Source organism: Xylophilus sp. (assembly GCA_009914555.1).
Classification (GTDB): Bacteria; Pseudomonadota; Gammaproteobacteria; order Burkholderiales; family Burkholderiaceae_C; genus WNDY01.
Genome location: WNDY01000006.1, coordinates 23,414 through 39,134, shown reverse-complemented (window position 1 = coordinate 39,134; position 15,721 = coordinate 23,414). Strand labels below are relative to the sequence as shown.

At 70.4% G+C, this 15,721-nt stretch carries 13 protein-coding genes and 1 pseudogene; 9 read left to right on the top strand and 5 right to left on the bottom strand.

Features of this window, described 5'->3' with window-relative positions:
• The first annotated feature begins 11 nt into the window (after positions 1–11).
• From atpG to pdeM, 9 genes are all read left to right on the top strand, one after another.
• On the top strand, positions 12–878 hold the full coding sequence (gene atpG / locus GAK38_RS05225; RefSeq protein WP_325342037.1) for a F0F1 ATP synthase subunit gamma: 867 nt from the start codon (positions 12–14) through the stop codon (positions 876–878).
• 50 nt (positions 879–928) lie between these two features.
• On the top strand, positions 929–2,362 hold the full coding sequence (gene atpD / locus GAK38_RS05220) for a F0F1 ATP synthase subunit beta (RefSeq protein ID WP_325342035.1): 1,434 nt from the start codon (positions 929–931) through the stop codon (positions 2,360–2,362).
• Between the two features lie 10 nt (positions 2,363–2,372).
• The gene (locus GAK38_RS05215; RefSeq protein WP_325342033.1) at positions 2,373–2,792 is read left to right on the top strand and encodes a F0F1 ATP synthase subunit epsilon; all 420 of its coding nucleotides are present in this window, start codon (positions 2,373–2,375) and stop codon (positions 2,790–2,792) included.
• Positions 2,793–3,044: 252 nt separating this feature from the next.
• Complete coding sequence (locus GAK38_RS05210) at positions 3,045–4,163, top strand: ligase-associated DNA damage response exonuclease (RefSeq protein WP_325342031.1); 1,119 nt, start codon at positions 3,045–3,047, stop codon at positions 4,161–4,163.
• Positions 4,160–5,827 (top strand): ATP-dependent DNA ligase, encoded by a 1,668-nt coding sequence (locus GAK38_RS05205; RefSeq protein WP_325342029.1) that lies wholly within the window; start codon positions 4,160–4,162, stop codon positions 5,825–5,827. The genes GAK38_RS05210 and GAK38_RS05205 overlap by 4 nt, the downstream gene beginning before the upstream one ends.
• On the top strand, positions 5,824–8,655 hold the full coding sequence (locus GAK38_RS05200; RefSeq protein WP_325342025.1) for a ligase-associated DNA damage response DEXH box helicase: 2,832 nt from the start codon (positions 5,824–5,826) through the stop codon (positions 8,653–8,655). Before GAK38_RS05205 ends, GAK38_RS05200 begins: the two co-directional genes overlap by 4 nt.
• Positions 8,656–8,657: 2 nt before the next feature.
• Positions 8,658–8,918: a DUF2164 domain-containing protein gene (locus GAK38_RS05195; protein ID WP_325342023.1), complete on the top strand. Its 261-nt coding sequence runs from the start codon at positions 8,658–8,660 to the stop codon at positions 8,916–8,918.
• 61 nt (positions 8,919–8,979) lie between these two features.
• Complete coding sequence (locus tag GAK38_RS05190; protein ID WP_325342021.1) at positions 8,980–10,161, top strand: ATP-binding protein; 1,182 nt, start codon at positions 8,980–8,982, stop codon at positions 10,159–10,161.
• Positions 10,158–10,847: a ligase-associated DNA damage response endonuclease PdeM gene (gene pdeM, locus GAK38_RS05185; protein WP_325342019.1), complete on the top strand. Its 690-nt coding sequence runs from the start codon at positions 10,158–10,160 to the stop codon at positions 10,845–10,847. Before GAK38_RS05190 ends, pdeM begins: the two co-directional genes overlap by 4 nt.
• Before the next feature lie 52 nt (positions 10,848–10,899).
• On the opposite strand, the gene GAK38_RS05180 is transcribed toward pdeM, so the two are convergent.
• The 5 genes and pseudogenes from GAK38_RS05180 to GAK38_RS05160 form a co-directional block, all read right to left on the bottom strand.
• The gene (locus GAK38_RS05180) at positions 10,900–11,832 is read right to left on the bottom strand and encodes a dihydrodipicolinate synthase family protein (RefSeq protein WP_325342017.1); all 933 of its coding nucleotides are present in this window, start codon (positions 11,830–11,832) and stop codon (positions 10,900–10,902) included.
• 17 nt (positions 11,833–11,849) lie between these two features.
• On the bottom strand, positions 11,850–13,430 hold the full coding sequence (locus GAK38_RS05175; protein ID WP_325342183.1) for a UxaA family hydrolase: 1,581 nt from the start codon (positions 13,428–13,430) through the stop codon (positions 11,850–11,852).
• A gap of 93 nt (positions 13,431–13,523) precedes the next feature.
• Positions 13,524–14,279: pseudogene (locus GAK38_RS05170) on the bottom strand (transporter substrate-binding domain-containing protein); the annotation flags it as partial.
• A gap of 43 nt (positions 14,280–14,322) precedes the next feature.
• Complete coding sequence (locus GAK38_RS05165; RefSeq protein WP_325342015.1) at positions 14,323–15,051, bottom strand: amino acid ABC transporter ATP-binding protein; 729 nt, start codon at positions 15,049–15,051, stop codon at positions 14,323–14,325.
• 22 nt (positions 15,052–15,073) lie between these two features.
• Positions 15,074–15,721: an amino acid ABC transporter permease gene (locus GAK38_RS05160; protein WP_325342013.1), complete on the bottom strand. Its 648-nt coding sequence runs from the start codon at positions 15,719–15,721 to the stop codon at positions 15,074–15,076.

Below are 15,721 nucleotides of genomic sequence, written 5' to 3'. Positions count from 1 at the left end.
AGGAGCCATCGATGGCAACAGGCAAGGAAATACGCGGCAAGATCAAGAGCTTCGAGAACACGAAGAAGATCACCAAGGCTATGGAAATGGTCTCGGTCTCCAAGATGCGCAAGGCGCAGGAGCGCATGCGCGCTGCCCGCCCGTACAGCGAGAAGATCCGTGCCATCGCGGCCAACCTCGGCGAAGCCACCCCGGAGTACACGCACACGTTCCTGCAGTCCAACGACGCCAAGGCCGCCGGCCTGATCGTCGTGACGACCGACAAGGGCCTGTGCGGCGGCCTCAACACCAACGTGCTGCGCGTCGTCACGGCCAAGCTGCGCGAGCTGCAGGCCGCAGGCACGGGCGTGGAGACGGTGGCGATCGGCGGCAAGGGGCTCGGCTTCCTCAACCGCATCGGCGCCAAGGTGGTCTCGCAGGTCACGCAGCTCGGCGACACGCCGCACCTCGAACGGCTCATCGGGCCGGTCAAGGTGCTGCTCGACGCCTATGCCGAAGGCCGCATCAGCGCGGTCTACCTGAGCTATACGCGCTTCATCAACACGATGCGCCAGGAGGCCGTGGTCGAGCAGCTGCTGCCGCTGAAGGCCGACGCGCTCGCGGTGAAGGAGGGCGACCTCCGCTGGGACTACCTCTACGAGCCCGACGCGCAGACCGTCATCGACGAACTGCTGGTGCGCTACGTGGAGTCGCTGATCTACCAGGCCGTGGCCGAGAACATCGCATCCGAGCAATCGGCGCGCATGGTGGCCATGAAGGCCGCGACCGACAGCGCCGGCAACCTCATCAGCGAACTCAAGCTGGTCTACAACAAGACGCGCCAGGCGGCGATCACGAAGGAGCTTTCGGAGATCGTCGGCGGGGCAGCGGCCGTCTGACGCGCGCAGCGCGACGGACTCGGCTGGTTTCAATTTTTGGAGCAAAAGACATGGCTCAAGACAACACCCCGGTGAATGCCGGCGTTCAGGGCAAGATCGTCCAGACCATCGGCGCGGTGGTGGACGTGGAATTCCCGCGCGACAAGCTGCCCCGCGTCTACGACGCCCTCAAGCTCGAAGGCTCGCCGCTGACGCTCGAAGTCCAGCAGCAGCTCGGCAACGGCGTGGTGCGCACGATTGCCCTCGGTTCCTCCGACGGCCTGCGCCGCGGCCTGCAGGTGACCAACACCGGCGCGCCGATCACGGTGCCGGTCGGCAAGGCTACCCTCGGCCGCATTCTGGACGTGCTGGGCAACCCGATCGACGAGCGCGGCCCGGTGGACCAGGATCTCACCGCGTCGATCCACCGCAAGCCGCCGGCCTACGACGAGCTGAGCCCGTCGCAGGAACTGCTGGAGACCGGCATCAAGGTGATCGACCTGATCGCACCGTTCGCCAAGGGCGGCAAGGTGGGCCTGTTCGGCGGCGCGGGCGTGGGCAAGACCGTCAACATGATGGAGCTCATCAACAACATCGCCAAGGCCCACAGCGGCCTGTCGGTGTTCGCCGGTGTGGGCGAGCGCACCCGCGAGGGCAACGACTTCTACCATGAGATGGCCGATTCCGGCGTCGTGAACCTGGAGAACCTCGGCGAGTCCAAGGTGGCCATGGTCTACGGCCAGATGAACGAGCCTCCGGGCAACCGCCTGCGCGTGGCCCTGACCGGCCTCACCATCGCCGAGTCGTTCCGCGACGAAGGCCGCGACGTGCTGTTCTTCGTGGACAACATCTACCGCTACACGCTGGCCGGCACCGAAGTGTCCGCGCTACTGGGCCGCATGCCGTCCGCCGTGGGCTACCAGCCGACGCTGGCCGAGGAAATGGGCCGCCTGCAGGAGCGCATCACCTCGACCAAGGTCGGCTCGATCACCTCGATCCAGGCCGTCTACGTGCCGGCCGACGACTTGACCGATCCGTCGCCTGCCACGACCTTCGCCCACCTGGATTCCACCGTGGTGCTGTCGCGCGACATCGCCTCGCTGGGCATCTACCCGGCCGTAGACCCGCTGGACTCGACCTCGCGCCAGCTGGACCCGAACGTGGTCGGCGAGGAGCACTACCAGGTCGCCCGCTCGGTGCAGGGCATCCTGCAGCGCTACAAGGAACTGCGCGACATCATCGCCATCCTGGGCATGGACGAACTCTCGCCCGAGGACAAGCTGGCCGTGGCCCGCGCCCGCAAGATCCAGCGCTTCCTGTCGCAGCCGTTCCACGTGGCCGAGGTGTTCACTGGTTCGCCGGGCAAGTACGTGTCGCTGGCCGAGACCATCCGCGGCTTCAAGTCCATCGTGAACGGCGAGGTCGACCACCTGCCGGAGCAGGCCTTCTACATGGTCGGCACCATCGACGAGGCCATCGAGAAGGCCCAGAAGCTGGCTGCCTGAGAGGCACGACATGGCAAACACCATCCACGTCGACGTGGTGAGCGCCGAGGAGCAGATCTTCTCGGGCGAGGCACGCTTCGTGTCCCTGCCCGGCGAGGTCGGCGAGCTCGGCATCTACCCGCGCCACACGCCGCTGATCACGCGCATCAAGCCCGGCTCGGTGCGCATCGAGACGGCCGAGGGCAACGAGGAATTCGTCTTCGTCGCCGGCGGCATCCTTGAGGTGCAGCCCGACCGCGTGACCGTGCTGTCCGACACCGCCATCCGCGGCAAGGACCTCGACGAGGCCAAGGCCAACGAGGCCCAGCGTGCCGCCGAGGAAGCCCTCAAGCACGCCAAGAACGAACTGGACCTGGCCAAGGCGCAGAACGAGCTCGTGGCCCTGGCCGCGCAGATCGCCGCGCTGCGCAAGTACCGGCAGAAACGTTAGAGCATCCCCCCGAGCGGCTGCGCCGCTCCCCCTTCTCTCTACGCGCTTTGCGCTCCGGGAAGGGGGGCGACGCCAGCGTTGCGGGGCGGCCCTTGCGCGGCGTCCGCTGGTCTGAGCCGCGCACGTGCCAGCGTTCGTCGTTGAGCCGCCTTCGGGCGGCTCTTTGCTTTTCTGGCGCCATGGCCGCGTAGGTGGCGGCCCACAGTGCTTTGCGCGGCGCGGTGCGGGCGGCGACAGGGGCCAGGCGCTAGCATGCACGGCACGGTCGAACCCACCGTCGATCCCGCGCTGCACCCGGCCAGCACCTCGCCTGCGGTCCGGCCGGAGCCGGGCGACCTGATCGTGCTGCGGCCCGAAGGGCTGTACTGCCCGCCGGGCGACTTCTACATCGACCCCTGGCGTCCGGTGGACCGGGCCGTCATCACCCACGGCCACAGCGACCATGCGCGCGTCGGCCACAACCATTACCTGGCCCATGCCGACAGCGCCGGCGTGCTGCGCCAGCGCCTCGGCGCCGACATCCGACTGCAGAGCGCGGCCTACGGCGAATCGATCCTGCACCGCGGCGTGGAAGTTTCGCTGCACCCGGCCGGCCACGTGCTCGGCTCGGCCCAGGTGCGCGTCGCCCACGGCGGGCAGGTCTGGGTCGCCTCGGGCGACTACAAGCTGGAGCCCGACGGCGCCTGCGCACCGTTCGAGCCGGTGCGCTGCGACACCTTCATCACCGAATCGACCTTCGGCCTGCCGATCTACCGCTGGCCCACCCAGGCCGCGCTGATGGTCGAGATCGACCAGTGGTGGCGCGCCAATGCCGATGCCGGCCGCGCGTCGGTGCTGTTCTGCTATGCGTTCGGCAAGGCGCAGCGCGTGCTGCACGGGCTGCCGGACACCTCCATCGGGCCGGTCCTGGTGCACGGCGCGGTCGAGTCGATCAACGCCGTCTACCGCATGGCCGGCGTGGCGCTGCCGGATACCCTCCCCGCTACCGGTCCCGTGTCCCCGGCTGATCTGCGCCGTGCGCTGATACTGGCACCCCCATCGGCCCAGGGCACGCCGTGGCTGCGCCGGTTCGGCGCCTACACCGACGCCTTCGCCAGCGGCTGGATGTTGCTGCGCGGCACCCGCCGCCGCCGCGGCGTGGACCGCGGCTTCGTACTGTCGGACCATGCCGACTGGCCGGGCCTGCAGTCGGCCATCGCCGCGACCGGCGCGCAGCGGGTGTTCGTCACCCACGGCAGCGTCGCCGTGCTGGTGCGCTGGCTGCGCGAGCAGGGGCTCGACGCGCAGGCCTTCGCCACCGAGTACGGCGACGAGGACGAAGGGCCGGCGGCCCCGGCCGAGCCCGTCGTGGAAGCGGCGCCATCGCCATGAGGGCCTTCGCCGCGCTCTACCGCGCGCTCGATGCGTCCACCTCCAGCCTTGCCAAGCAGGCCGCCCTGCAGCAGTACCTGCGCGCCGCACCGCCGTGCGACGCGGCCTGGGCCGTCTACTTCCTCGCGGGCGGCAAACCGCGCCAGCTGGTGCCGACCAGGCTGCTGCGCCAGCTGGCGCAGGAGGCCGCGGGCCTGCCGCAGTGGCTGTTCGACGAGAGCTACGAGGCCGTCGGCGACCTGGCCGAGACGGTGGCGCTGCTGCTGCCGCCGCCGGCGCCCGGCGCGCAGCCGGCCGACGACGGCCTCGCCACCTGGGTCGGGCAGCGCCTGCTGCCGCTGCGCGGCCTGGCGCCCGAGTCGTTGGCCGCCGCGCTGCGCGCGCAGTGGGCGCAGCTCGCGGTCGAGGAGCGGCTGGTCTACTTCAAGCTCATCACCGGCGCCTTCCGCGTCGGCGTGTCCAGGCTCCAGGTCACGCAGGCGCTCGCGGCCGTCGGCGGCGTGGACGCGAAGCTCGTCGCCCAGCGGCTGATCGGCTACACGCACCTGGCGGCCCGGCCCGCGGCGCGCGACTACCAGGCACTGATCGCGCCGGCGTCGGACGCAGGAACGGGCCCGGCCGAAACCAGCGGCCATCCCTACCCGTTCTTCCTGGCCCACCCGCTGGCCGCGCCGCCCGAGACCTTCGCCGACCAGCTCGGCCCGGTCGCCGACTGGCTGGTCGAATGGAAGTGGGACGGCATCCGCGCGCAGGCCGTGCGCCGCGCCGGCCGGTCGTGGATCTGGTCGCGCGGCGAGGAACTGGTGAGCGAGCGCTTTCCCGAGCTGCTCGCGATGGCCGACGCGCTGCCCGACGGCACGGTGCTCGACGGCGAGAGCGCCGTCTGGCGCGACGGCCGGGTGCAGCCGTTCGCCGAGCTGCAAAAGCGCATCGGCCGCAAGACCATCGGGCCGAAGCTCCAGCGCGACATTCCGGTCGTCTTCATCGCCTACGACCTGCTGCAGCACGAAGGCCGCGACCTGCGCGACACGCCGCAGGGCGCGCGCCGCACCGCGCTCGACGCGCTGCTGGCCGAGGTCGCCCATCCGGCGCTCGTCGCGAGCCCGCTGCTGGCTGCCGCCGACTGGCTGGAGCTGGCCGCGCAGCGCGCCGGCGCCCGCGCGCTCGGCGTCGAGGGCATGATGCTCAAGGCCCGCGCCGGCCGCTACGGCGTGGGCCGCACGCGCGACGTCGGCACCTGGTGGAAGTGGAAGATCGACCCGCTCTCGGTCGATGCGGTGCTGATCTACGCGCAGCGCGGCCACGGCCGCCGCGCCAGCCTCTACAGCGATTACACCTTCGCCGTCTGGAACGCGGCGCCCGGCACCGAAGGCCGCGCGCTGGTGCCGTTCGCCAAGGCCTATTCGGGCCTGACCGATGCCGAGATGGCGCGCGTGGACGCGATCGTGCGCCGCACCACGATCGAGAGCTTCGGCCCGGTGCGCAGCGTGAAGCCGACGCTGGTGTTCGAACTCGGCTTCGAGGGCATCAGCCGCAGCCCGCGCCACAAGAGCGGCATCGCGGTGCGCTTTCCGCGCATGCTGCGCTGGCGCGAGGACAAGCCGGTGGAGGAGGCCGACACGCTCGACACGCTGGCGGCGCTGCTGCCGCATTCCGATCCATGACGAAGCGTGCCGCGGCCCGGGCCGTCGCCGGCTGGTTCGCCGAGCGCGGCTGGAAGCCGTTCGCGTTCCAGCGCGAGGTCTGGAAGGCCATGGCCGCGGGCCGCTCCGGCCTGCTGCATGCGACCACCGGCGCCGGCAAGACCTATGCGGTCTGGCTCGGCGCGCTCCAGGCGTTCGCCGACGCGGCGCCGCCGCCGGCCGGCGCGCGCGGTCGGCAGGCCGAGGTGCCGCTCACCGTGCTCTGGATCACGCCGATGCGCGCGCTCGCGGCCGACACGCTCAAGGCCCTGGCCGCGCCGCTGGCCGCGCTCGCGCCGGTGCATTCGGGCCTCGCGCGCTGGACGGCCGGCGCGCGCACCGGCGACACCGCCAGCGGCGAGCGCAGCGCCCAGTCGCGCCGCCTGCCGACGGTGCTCGTGACCACGCCCGAGAGCCTGTCGCTGCTGCTCGCGCGCGCCGACGCGCGCGAGACGCTCGCCTCGGTGCAGCTCGTCGTGGCCGACGAATGGCACGAGCTGCTCGGCAACAAGCGCGGCGTGCAGGTGCAGCTCGCGCTCGCGCGGCTGGCGCGCTGGAACCCGGCGCTGCGCGTCTGGGGCATGTCGGCCACGCTCGGCAACCTCGGCGAAGCCATGCGCACGCTGCTCGGCCCCGATCGCGGCGGCGAGGGTGTGCTGGTGCAGGGCCGCATCGACAAGCGTCTCGTGGTCGACACGCTGCTGCCCGACCACCCTGAGCGCTTCAGCTGGGCCGGCCACCTGGGCCTGGCGATGCTGCCGGCCGTGGTGCGCGAGCTGGAGAGCACGACGACCACGCTCGTCTTCGTCAACGTGCGCTCGGCCGCCGAGCTCTGGTACAAGGCCATCCTCGACGCGCGGCCCGACTGGGCCGGCACGCTGGCGATCCACCACGGCTCGCTCGACCGCGCGGTGCGCGACTGGGTCGAGGCGGGCCTGAAGGCCGGCAGCCTGCGCGCCGTGGTCTGCACGTCGAGCCTGGACCTCGGCGTGGACTTCCTGCCGGTGGAGCGGGTGCTCCAGATCGGCTCGGCCAAGGGCATCGCGCGGCTGCTGCAGCGCGCCGGCCGCTCGGGCCATGCGCCGGGGCGGCCTTCGCGCGTCACGCTCGTGCCCACGCACAGCCTCGAACTCGTCGAGGCCGCGGCCGCGCGCGCCGCGGTGCGCGCGGGCCAGGTCGAGATGCGCGCGACGCCGCGCCGGCCGGTGGACGTGCTGGTGCAGCACCTCGTGACCGTCGCGCTCGGCGGCGGCTTCCGACCCGACGAACTCTACGGCGAGGTGCGCGGCACCGCCGCCTACCGCGACCTGCCGCCGGACATCTGGCAGTGGTGCCTCGACTTCGTGCACCGCGGCGGCCCGGCGCTCGCGGCCTACCCGGACTACCGCCGCGTGCAGCCCGATGCCGACGGCGTCTGGCGCATGCCCGACGTGCGGCTCGCGCGGCGCCACCGCTCCAACATCGGCACCATCGTGAGCGACGCGAGCATGACGGTGCAGATCCAGCACGGCGCGCGGCTCGGCGCGATGGAGGAGAGCTTCCTCTCGCGGCTGTCGCCCGGCGACTGCTTCGTGTTCGCGGGCCAAGTGCTGGAGATGGTGAAGATCGAGGAGATGACCGCCTACGTGCGCCGCGCGCCGCCGCGCCGGCCCACGGTGCCGCGCTGGTCGGGCTCGCGCATGCCGCTGTCGACCGTGCTGGCCGACTTCGTCGTGCAGCAGCTCGCGCAGGCCAGCGAAGGCCGCTACGACAGCCCGGAACTGAAGGCGGTGCGCCCGCTGCTCGAACTGCAGCAGCGCTGGTCGGCGCTGCCCACGCCGGCGACGCTCGTGGCCGAGACGCTGCGCACGCGCGAGGGCTGGCACCTGTTCCTCTACCCGTTCGCGGGCCGCCATGCACACATCGGCCTCGCGAGCCTGTTCGCCTGGCGCGCCGCGCAAGGCGAGGCCGGCACCTTCTCGCTCTCGGTCAACGACTACGGGCTCGAACTGCTGAGCGCCACCGAGCGCGACTGGGCGGCGCTGCTGCCCGAGCTGCTGCGCGCCGAGCCGACGGCGCCCGCGGGGCCGCGGGGCGGCCTGCAGCCGGCCGATGCGCTCGCGATCCGCAACACGGCCAACGCGGCGCGCGCCGAAGCCGAGGACGCGGCCGGCAACGTCGCGCCCGGCGACACGGCGGTCCACGCCGCGCTGCTGCACGAGGTGCTCGCGAGCCTCAATGCGACGGAGATGGCGCGCCGGCGCTTCCGCGAGATCGCGCGCGTCTCGGGCCTGATCTTCCAGAGCCATCCGGGCGAGCGGCGCAGCGCGCGGCAGCTGCAGGCCTCGTCGCAGCTGTTCTTCGAGGTGTTCCGCAAGTACGACGATGCCAACCTGCTGCTGCGCCAGGCCGACGAGGAGGTACTGAGCCAGGAGCTCGACGTGGCCCAGCTGCTCGCGGCGCTGCGCCGCATGCAGGCGCAGCGGCTGGTGGTCAAGCCGATCGCGCGGCCGAGCCCGTTCGCGTTCCCGCTGATGGTTGCGCGCTTCCGCGAGAAGCTCACCAACGAAGACCTGGCCGAGCGCATCGCGCGCATGCTCGCGCAGCTCGAAGGCGCGGCCGATGCCAAGGCGGCGGCCGGGGCGTTCGTGGTGCCGCCCGATCCGGCGCCGGCCGCCAGGAAGCGCAAGGCGGCGCCAGCGCCGGCGCCTGAATCCACCCAGGCGGTGCGGCGTATGCTCGACTTCTCCCTGACCACGCCCACGGGTGCGCAGCCGCCGCCGCGTCCGCGCCGGCAGCGCCGGTCTTCGCGCCCCCTTCCTCCGCTCTAGCCATGTCCATCGAACTCTCCCGGGATCTGCGCCAGCAGGCCATCGCCTCCATCGAACGCTGGTTCCAGGACGAGCGCGACGAGCGCCTCGGCAACATCGCGGCCGGCGCGCTGCTGTCGTTCTTCCTCGAAGAGATCGCGCCGGCCGTCTACAACCAGGCCGTGGCCGACGTGCAGGAACGCATCCAGCTGCGCGTGTCCGAGGTGGACATCGAACTGCACGAGGAGCCGTTCGGTTACTGGAACAAGCGCCGCGAGCGCTGAGCTTCTACGGAGTTTATCTAAAGTTATCAAAATTGGATAAACTAAGATAACATGGCTTGCCATGGATCCCCGAACGAACCCTTTCGCGCCTGGCGCGGGCGCACCGCCGCCGGAGCTGGCCGGACGCGGCCGCATCATCGAATCCGCGTCGGTGGCCCTCGACCGCATGCGCAACGGTCTGGTCGCCCGCAGCTTCATGCTCATCGGCCTGCGCGGCGTGGGCAAGACCGTCCTGCTGAACCGTCTCCACAACGAGGCCGACGCGCAGGGGTTCGCCACCGTCATGCTCGAAGCGCCCGAGCGCCGCTCGCTGCCTGCATTGCTGGCGCCGTCCCTGCGCGCCGTCCTGCTCAAGCTCGACCGGCTCGCCGCGGGCAGCGCCCTGGCACAGCGCGCGCTGCGGGCGCTCGGCGGGTTCGTGCAGGCCATGAAGGTCAGGTACGGGGATGTCGAGTTCGGCGTCGACCTGGGCAACGAAGCCGGCCTGGCCGATACCGGCGATCTGGACGCCGACCTCGTGGGGCTCCTGCAGGCCGTCGGCGAAGCGGCCCGCGAGCGCCGCACGGTGGTCGTGCTGTTCATCGACGAGTTGCAGTACGTCGCCGAGCCGCAGCTCGCCGCCCTGATCACCGCGCTGCACCGCTGCGCGCAGCTGCAGCTGCCGGTCACCCTCGTCGGCGCCGGGCTGCCGCAGCTCGCGGGACAGATGGGGCGGGCCAAGTCCTATGCGGAGCGGCTGTTCGAGTTCGCCGCCGTCGGGCCGCTGTCGTCCGACGACGCCCGGCTGGCGATCACGGCGCCGGCCGAACGCTTCGGCGTGCGGTTCGACGAGGCCGCGCTCGCGGAGATCCTGCGGCAGACGCAGGGCTACCCGTACTTTCTGCAGGAGTGGGGCAAACACAGCTGGACCTGCGCGCCGCAGTCGCCGGTGCGGCTCGACGACGTGCAGGCGGCGACCGAGCAGGCCATCATCGAGCTGGACAACAGCTTCTTCCGCGTGCGCTTCGACCGCCTCACGCCGTCGGAGCGGCGCTATCTGCGCGCGATGGCAGAGCTCGGGCCCGGGCCGCACCGCTCGGGCGACATCGCCCATGGGCTCGGCCGGGAGGTACAGCTCGTCGCGCCGACGCGCGCCAAGCTGATCGGCAAGGGCATGGTGTACAGCCCGTCGCACGGGGACACCGGCTTCACGGTCCCGCTGTTCGATGCGTACATGCGGCGCATGATGCCGCAGCTCGGGTGACGGCAGCGGCCCGGCGCGCCGCGCCGGGGCTGGCCGGGCGGCTGGGTGGCGAAGCCGTGCAACTGCTGCCCGACCCGGCGCTGTGGTGGCCCGCTGCCGCGACGCTCTTCATTGCCGACCTGCATCTGGGCAAGGCCGCCACCTTCCGCGCGCGCGGGCTGCCGGTGCCCAGCGGCACCACGCAGGCCAACCTCGCGCGGCTCGCGGCCCTGATGGCGCGGTACGGCGCGCGGCGGCTCGTGGTGCTGGGCGACTTCCTCCACGCGGCCGAGGCGCAGACGCCGGCCGTGCTGGCGTCGCTGGCGGCCTGGCGCGCGGTGCATGCGGCGCTCGACATCGTGCTGGTGCGCGGCAACCACGACAGCCATGCGGGCGACCCGCCATCGATGCTCGGCATCGCGGTCGTCGACGAGCCGTTCTTGCTCGGGCCGTTCGCCGCCTGCCACCATCCGCAGCGCCATGCCACGCACCATGTGCTCGCCGGCCACGTGCATCCGGCCATCGTGCTGCAGGGCCCGGCGCGCGATGCGCTGCGGCTGCCGTGCTTCTGTGTGGAAGAGGCAGAGGGCATGACGCTGCTGCCGGCCTTCGGCGAATTCACCGGCAGCGCGGTGCTGGCGCGCGCGCCGGGGCGGCGGCTGTTCGCGGTCGGGACGGGGCAGGTGTGGGAGGTGCCGCGAACTTGAAAGGGTACGTGGCTGAAGGCTGCGGAGGGAATGTGCGCTGGATGGTCGCCCTTCACCGCCCCCAGCGCAGCACGAGCGGATCGAGCCGGCGAGCGATGTCAATCAGGCCGCGTCGCACTTCGGGGTGCAGGGGCGGCCACGGATGACGCGGCGCCTCGCAGGCGATCACGCCACCTTCGCGCATGAGAGCCTTGGCCGCAAGGAAGCCGGCCTGCCGGTTCTCGTGGTTGATGAGCGGCAGCCAGCGCTGGTACAGCGCGAAGGCGGCGTCGGCATCACCCGCGCGGTGGGCCTCGATGATCGGGCGGATGCCGTCGGCGAAGGCGCCGCCGGTCATGGCCCCGGTGGCGCCGGCGTCCAGGTCGGCCAGCAGCGTGATGGCTTCCTCGCCATCCCAGGGGCCTTCTACGGCTTCGCCGCCCAGCAGAATCAGCTCGCGCAGTTTGCCCGCGGCGCCGGCCGTCTCGATCTTGAAGTAGGCGACATGCTCGATCTCGCGCGCCATGCGCGCAAGGAAAGCCGCCGGCAGTGGCGTGCCGGCCGCCGGCGCATCCTGGACCATGATGGGAATGTCCACGGCGTCCGACAGGCGCTCGTAGAACGCGAACACCTGTGTCTCGGCGAAACGGAAGGTGGCACCGTGGTAGGGCGGCATCACCATCAGCATCGCTGCGCCCATGTCCTGCGCGCGGCGGCTGCGCTCGACACAGACCCGGGTGCTGGCATGGGTCGTGGTCACCATCACTGGCACGCGGCCTGCGACGTGCTCTAGCACGGTGCGCGTGAGGACTTCGCGCTCGTCGTCTGAGAGCAGGAACTGCTCCGAGAAGTTGGCCAGGATGCAGATGCCGTCCACGCCGGAGTCGATCATGAAGTCTAGGCAGCGCCTTTGGCTGCCCAGGTCCAGCGTGCCGTCCTCGCGGAATGTCGTGGGTGCTACGGGAAAGATGCCGCGGTAGCGCGGCGCGATGCGGTTAAAAGTCATGGAGAGGAAAGGAGGGGTCAGGTGATCACGCTGATCTGCCAGGGCACGAATTCCTGCTGGCCGTACCCGTGGCATTCGCTGCGCGAGCGTTGCCCCGAGGCGGTGTCCAGCAACCGCTGGAACAGCTCGGCGCCGAGCTCGGGGATGGTGCGGCGGCCTTCGAGAACCTCGCCGCAGTTGAGGTCCATGTCGTCGGACTGGCGTTCCCACAGCGCGGTGTTGGTGGTCAGCTTGAAGGACGGTGCCGGTGCGCAGCCATAGGCCGATCCGCGGCCGGTGGTGAAGCAGATCAGGTTGGCGCCACCGGCCACCTGGCCGGTCGCCGATATCGGGTCGTAGCCCGGCGTGTCCATGAATACAAGGCCCCGTGCGCGCACAGGCTGGGCGTATTCGTAGACATCGACGAGGTTGGTCGAGCCTGCCTTGGCGATGCCGCCGAGCGACTTCTCCAGCACCGTCGTCAGGCCGCCGGCCTTGTTGCCAGCGGAGGGGTTGTTGTCCATGGCCGCGCCGTTGCGCGCGCAATAGGCTTCCCACCAGCGGATGCGCTCGACCAGCTTGCGGCCGACCTCGGGCGTCTGCGCGCGGCGCGTGAGCAGGTGCTCCGCGCCGTAGATCTCGGGCGTTTCGGAGAGGATGGCGGTGCCGCCGTGCTGCACCAACAGATCGACCGCCGCGCCGAGCACCGGGTTGGCCGAGATGCCGGAATAGCCGTCGGAGCCGCCGCACTGCAGACCGACGACAAGGTGGCTTGCCGGCACTGTCTCGCGCTGCACGGCGTTGGCTGCCGGCAGCATCTCCCGGATCAGCGCGATGCCGCGCTCGATGGTCCGGGTAGTGCCGCCGGTATCCTGGATCGTGAAAGCGTGCAGCCGCCCGCCGTCGCGCAGGCCCTGCGTTTCCAGCAGGCGTGGGATCTGGTTGGTCTCGCAGCCCAGGCCGATCACCAGCAGGCCCGCGAAGTTGGCGTGGCAGGCATAGCCGCCGAGCGTGCGCTGCAAGATGGCCAGACCTTCGCCCTCTGCATCCATGGCGCAGCCGGTGCCGTGGGTAAGCGCCACCACGCCGTCCACGTTCGGGAAACCGGCCAGCGCCTGTGGCCGGATGTCGCGGCGGAAATGGTCGGCGATGGCGCGCGCCACGGTGGCCGAACAGTTCACCGAGGTCAGAATGCCGATGTAGTTGCGCGTGGCCACGCGGCCGTCCTCACGCACGATGCCCTGGAAGCTGGCGGGCGTGGACGCGGACGGCGTGGGCCGCGCCTCCTTGCCGAAGGCATAGTCGCGGGCGAAATCGCCCATCGCCAGGTTGTGCGTGTGCACGTGCTGTCCCGGCAGGATCGGCCGGCTCGCGAAGCCGATCACTTGGCCGTAGCGTCGCACGGCAGCGCCCGGTGCGATGGCGCGTGTGGCCACTTTGTGGCCGGGCGGTACGAGGCCGGTGACCGAAATTCCTTCCGAAGGAAGGGACGTGCCCGACACCAACTGGTCCAGCGTGACGACGACATCGTCCTGAGGATGCAGCCGGATGACGCGTGCAGCCCGTGGCGGGAAAGGCGGTGGAGAGGATGCAGGCGCTTCTGCGGTGGAGGTGTGCATGAGGCGATGGAAGGATGCGGCGGCGGTCGGTTGGTCGGTCGCAACGGGCTCCTGCTGGAGCATGTCGGGCGGCAGTGGCATGCCGAAGTAGCGCGTATAGATCTCGTTGAACCGGCCGTTCCTGAGGTTGGTCTTGACCCAGTCGTCGAGCCAGGACTTGAGCGCGGGCTCGTTCTTTCGCAGGCCGATGCCGTAGGGATAGGCCTTCATCGTGAACTTGGGCACGATGTCGCGCGACGGGTTGGCCTTCTTCACGGCTGGGATCACGCTGGGCGCGGCCGCGATGAAGTCCTGCTGGCCGGTCGCGACGGCGGTGTTGGTCGTCGCGTCGTCCTCGTAGCGCACGATGGTGACGCCCTGCACCTCCTTGCTGCCGCGCGTGAGTTCCTGATCGCTCGTTGTGCCGCGCGTCACCGCCACCGTTTTGCCCGACAGGTCGGCGAACGACGCGACCTTGGCGGATGCCGGGCCGCCGACGACGACCGGCACCACACCGTAGGGCTCGGAAAAGTCGATCACCTTGCGGCGTTCCTCGGTGATGGAGAACGAGGCCATGACCACGTCGGCCTTGCGACTGAGCAGGCAAGGTACGCGGTTGGGACCGCTGACCGGAACGATTTTGAGGGCAACGCCGAGATCCTGCGCGAGCAGCTTGGCGGCCTCGATGTCAGAGCCCACCTGGCGGGCCTGTTCGTCGAGCATGCCGTAGGGCGGCGCGCCGATGTCCACGGCCACGAGAATCCTCTTGCGCTGCTTGATGGTGTCCAGCGCGTCGGCGTGGGCGAGGGTGCCGCTGGTGCCGAGCGAGAGTGCGGCGAAGGCGGCAAGAAGACGGCGGGTGAGCTTCATGGGGCGTGTCTCCAGTGGAGTGGTGCGGAAGAAGGAAAACGGCTCAGAGGCCGTTGGCCACGAACTGCTGCAGCTCGGGCGTGGCGGGACGGCTCAGCAAGTCGCCGCTGCCGCATTTCCAGACGATGCCCTGGTGCATGAACAGGATCTGATCGGCCACCGAGCGCGCGAAAGCCATCTCGTGCGTGACCAGCACCATCGTCATGCCGTCCTGCGCGAGTCGTTCGATGACGCGCAGAACCTCGCCGGTGAGCTGCGGGTCGAGTGCCGAAGTGACCTCGTCGAACAGCATGAGCTTCGGCTCCATGGCCAGCGACCGGGCGATGGCCACGCGCTGCTGCTGGCCGCCGGAAAGCTGCTCGGGATAGGCGTGGGCCCGCTCTTGCAGCCCGACCTTCTGCAGCATCTGCATGCCCAACTCGTCGGCTTGGCGACGCGGCAGACCGCGGACCTTGCGCGGCGCTAGCGTCACGTTCTGCAGCACCGTGAGATGCGGGAACAGGTTGTAGCTCTGGAACACGATGCCCACCTCCTGGCGCAACGCCAGCAGGTCGACGGTGTCCGCGTGCATTGCGCGGCCGCAGACGTGCAGTTCGCCGGCCTGGATCGTCTCGAGGCCGTTGATGCAGCGCAGCGCCGTGGTCTTGCCCGAGCCGCTGCGGCCGATCAGCGCGACCACCTGGCCGCGACCGACCGAGAAGCTCACGCCCTTGAGGATCTCCAGTTCGCCGAACGACTTGCAGACCTTGTGGAAGCGGACGATGTCATCCATGGGAACGATCCTTGTAATGCCTTCAGCGCCGGGCCAGACGCCGCTCGAGGCGGTGCGCCAGCGAGGAAAGGGGGTAGCAGATGGCGAAGTACAGCAGCGCGGCCAGCGTGAAGACTGCGAACGGTTTGAAGGTGGAGTTGTTGACCACGCGCGCCGAGTACGTCAGGTCGAAGAAACCGATGACCACGGCATACGACGAGTTCTTGACGATCTGCACGAGGAAGCCCACCGTCGGCGCCACGGCGATGCGCACGGCCTGCGGCAGGATCACGTGCATGGCACGCTGCATCGGCCGCAGCGCCAGGCATTCCGCGGCTTCCCACTGCGTGCGCGGCACCGCCGCGATGCAGCCCTTCCAGATCTCGCCGAGGTAGGCGCTGGCATATGCCGTCATCGCGAGGCCGGCGGCCACCAGCGACGGCAGGTCGAAGCCTGCGATGCTGATGCCGAAGTAGCAGAGGAACATGATCACCGGCAGCGGAATGCCCTGCACCAGCTTGACATAGGCGCCGCCCACGGCCTGCAGCAGCCGGCCGCCCCGGCTGAGCGCGAGCGCGATGGGCAGCCCCACGAGTAGTCCGCCGGCGAATCCCATGAGCGACAGCGCCAGCGTCCAGCCCGCGCCGCGGAAGATGAAGCCGATCTGATCGGAGGAGATTCCAAACAGCAT

Excerpts from the sequence above, each read along its gene's own strand:
- GAK38_RS05205 (WP_325342029.1), top strand. The coding sequence starts at position 4,160 with ATGAGGGCCTTCGCCGCGCTCTACCGCGCGCTCGATGCGTCCACCTCC.
- GAK38_RS05195 (WP_325342023.1), top strand. The coding sequence starts at position 8,658 with ATGTCCATCGAACTCTCCCGGGATCTGCGCCAGCAGGCCATCGCCTCC.
- atpD (WP_325342035.1), top strand. The coding sequence starts at position 929 with ATGGCTCAAGACAACACCCCGGTGAATGCCGGCGTTCAGGGCAAGATC.
- GAK38_RS05165 (WP_325342015.1), bottom strand. The coding sequence starts at position 15,051 with ATGGATGACATCGTCCGCTTCCACAAGGTCTGCAAGTCGTTCGGCGAA.
- GAK38_RS05200 (WP_325342025.1), top strand. The coding sequence starts at position 5,824 with ATGACGAAGCGTGCCGCGGCCCGGGCCGTCGCCGGCTGGTTCGCCGAG.
- GAK38_RS05160 (WP_325342013.1), bottom strand. The coding sequence starts at position 15,721 with ATGCTGTTTGGAATCTCCTCCGATCAGATCGGCTTCATCTTCCGCGGC.
- atpG (WP_325342037.1), top strand. The coding sequence starts at position 12 with ATGGCAACAGGCAAGGAAATACGCGGCAAGATCAAGAGCTTCGAGAAC.
- GAK38_RS05215 (WP_325342033.1), top strand. The coding sequence starts at position 2,373 with ATGGCAAACACCATCCACGTCGACGTGGTGAGCGCCGAGGAGCAGATC.
- GAK38_RS05210 (WP_325342031.1), top strand. The coding sequence starts at position 3,045 with ATGCACGGCACGGTCGAACCCACCGTCGATCCCGCGCTGCACCCGGCC.
- GAK38_RS05175 (WP_325342183.1), bottom strand. The coding sequence starts at position 13,430 with ATGCACACCTCCACCGCAGAAGCGCCTGCATCCTCTCCACCGCCTTTC.
- GAK38_RS05190 (WP_325342021.1), top strand. The coding sequence starts at position 8,980 with ATGGATCCCCGAACGAACCCTTTCGCGCCTGGCGCGGGCGCACCGCCG.
- GAK38_RS05180 (WP_325342017.1), bottom strand. The coding sequence starts at position 11,832 with ATGACTTTTAACCGCATCGCGCCGCGCTACCGCGGCATCTTTCCCGTA.